3 protein-coding genes are annotated in these 2593 nt (G+C 67.1%); all 3 read right to left on the reverse strand.

All coding sequences use genetic code 11. From position 1 onward, the window contains the following. Nucleotides 1–587: HAD-IIA family hydrolase (locus VKG81_RS14095; protein ID WP_324396900.1), on the reverse strand; the 587-nt coding region annotated here is incomplete at its 3' end. Nucleotides 588–633: 46 nt separating this feature from the next. Then, complete coding sequence (locus tag VKG81_RS14100) at nucleotides 634–2088, reverse strand: NAD(P)/FAD-dependent oxidoreductase (RefSeq protein WP_324396901.1); 1455 nt, start codon at nucleotides 2086–2088, stop codon at nucleotides 634–636. Further along, the coding region (locus tag VKG81_RS14105) for a VOC family protein (protein WP_324396903.1) at nucleotides 2079–2593 on the reverse strand (515 nt) is incomplete at its 5' end. The genes VKG81_RS14105 and VKG81_RS14100, both read right to left, overlap by 10 nt.

A 2593-nucleotide genomic window follows, 5' to 3' on the forward strand; every position in this document is an offset into this window, starting at 1 on the left:
AGGAAGCCCGCGGGCGCTGGCTTGCCGACTGCGGTCGCCTTGCGGCCGGAGGTTTCCTCCATCCCGATCAGATACATGCCGGTGTCGATGCGCAGCCCCTCGGTGGTGTTCCACGATGTGCTGCGGTGCATCGCGACGACCGGCACACCCTGGGCCATCCAGTCGTAGACCCGGCTCAGCGTCAGATGGTCGTATTCGGGACCGGCCCCGCCCATCAGCACGACGTCCGGGGCGTCGACACGGTCGTGCGGTCCGAACTCGGTCGACGCGACGAGGTCGATGCCGGGCATGTCTTCGGTGATGTCGCCGCTGTTGACGAGAAAACACCGCGCGCCCGGATAGGTGTTGCGGACGAACTCGGCGGTGAGCACGGCCGAGGTGATCACCTCGTCGGCGCGGACCTTCATCCCGGCGTGGGCCAGCGCCTCCGCGATCTGCTGCCGTGTGCGGGTGGTGGTGTTCGTCAGATACGAGCATGCGATCTGGTTGTCGTGCAAGACCTGCAACGTTTCCGCGGCGGCGGGGATCGGCTTCCATGAGGTCACCAGGACCCCGTCGATGTCGAACAGCACACCACCGACAGCCATGTTGCCGACAGTAAACCGCAACTGCGTCGCTGCAACTCGAACCCGCCTAATCGCGCAGGTCGTAGTCCTCAGGGATCATCTCTCGGGTTCGCTCAGCGAATGTCTTGCCGCTATAGGGCAGTTGAGTGACGACCTTGCCGCTGGGGTGGCGGTAGTAACTGTTGCAGTTGGCGAGCCACACCTTGCCCGCCATCGCGGCCTGGATGCCGGCGTTGTACCGGTCCTGCGCCTCGCGCGTGACCTCGACGGTGCGCGCTCCCCGCCCGCCCGCCGCGTCGAGGATGTGGCGGATGAACGCCGTCTGCACCTCGTGGATGTAGAGGATCGAGTTGACGCCGTTGGTGTTGGGCCCGTAGAGGACGAAGAAATTCGGGTAGCCGCTGATAAGCGTGCCCAGGTAGGCCTCCGGGCCGCCTGCCCATTCATCGTGCAGCCGACGCCCGCCCGTGCCGTACACGTCGATACTGCTCAGGTAGTCGGCGGCTTTGAAGCCGGTGCCGTAGATCACGGTGTCCACCCGGTGCTCGACGCCGTCGGCCGTGCGAAGGCCGCGCTCGGTGAACCCCACGATCGGCGAGGTTTCCAGGTGCACGTGCGGCAGTGCGAACGTGGGAAACCAGTCGCGCGACATCAGCGGCCGCTTGCAGCCGACCGGGTAGTCGGGCGTCAGCTTCCCGCGCAGCTCGGGGTCGGACACCTTGCGCATCAGATAGCTGTATGCGAGCTCCGTCGCCTCGCGGGTCTGCGTCGCGTCGACGTCGAAGCTGGACGTCTCGTAAGAGTTGAAGATCTCCTCGCGCAGTGCCAGCGCCGCGCCCCTGTCGCGTTCGAACAGCTCCTGCTGCTCGGCGGTGAACGGGACGTCGTGGCGTGGCGACACCCAGATCGGCGTGCGCTGAAACACCGTGAGGTGGGCCGTTTCCCGGGCGATCGCGGGCACGTACTGGATCGCGCTGGCGCCGGTGCCGATCGACGCCACCCGCTCCCCGGCCGTCGACCTGCTGTGATCCCAGCGCGATGAGTGAAACGCCCGGCCGCCGAACCTCTCGGCCCCCGGAATGGATGGGATGTTCGGCACGTCCAGCATTCCGACGGCGCTGACGACGACGTCGAAGTGGTGCACCGCGCCGCCGTCCGTGGTCAGCGTCCAGCGCCTGTCCCGGTCGGACCACCGCACGGTCTCGATGACGGTGTCGGCGCGAAGGTGTGCGTGTAGCCCGCGGTCGGCCGCGACCTTCTCCAGGTACTCCAGGATCTCGGGCTGGTTGGCGTATGTCTTGCTCCACCGCGGATTGAGTGCGAACGAAAACGAGTACAGGTGCGACGGCACGTCGCACGCCGCGCCCGGAAACGTGTTGTGCCGCCACGTCCCCCCGAAGCCGTCGCTGCGGTCGAAGATCGTGAAGTCCCCGGGGCCCCAGCCCCCGTCGGCGAGCTGGATGCCCATCGCGATGCCGCCCGCGCCGGCACCGATGATTCCGACGCTCGGCCTCACCCCCATTGCGCGAAGTAGGGACGTTCGGGCTTGCCCTTGCCGACCAGGATGAACACCACCCCCCACGGGTCGGCGAACCACGTGGTGCGCACACCCGCGAGATCGGCGATGCCGTCGACCAGGAACCGCACCCCCTTGCTTTCCAGCTCCGCGCGGGTGGCGTCGATGTCGTCGCAGATCAATCCGACATGGGACAGGCCGTGATCCGCCAGGCTCGCATTGGCCCGTTCCGCGCCGCCGTCGGCATTGAGGTACTCGATCACTTCGAGGACCCGGTCGCCGTCCCCGTCGAACCCGACGATGGCAGCCTTCATCGCGGGGTCGGCCATCAGCTCGCCCATGTCGTTGCGGATCGCTTCGCCGTCCATCACATAGGGCGGCGAAAGGACGCGAAGGCCGAGCACATCGCGGTAGAAGGCCACCGCGGCCTCGCAATCCGGGACGCACACGCCGGTGTGCGCCACTCCGGTAATCACGTTCTCAATAGTGCCGCACAGCCGGTGATCGCGTT

It is taken from the genome of Mycobacterium sp., assembly GCF_035314905.1.
GTDB lineage: Bacteria > Actinomycetota > Actinomycetes > Mycobacteriales > Mycobacteriaceae > Mycobacterium.

What these genes read in the sequence shown, in the direction of transcription:
- VKG81_RS14100 (WP_324396901.1), bottom strand. Translation starts at nt 2,088, where the DNA reads ATGGGGGTGAGGCCGAGCGTCGGAATCATCGGTGCCGGCGCGGGCGGC.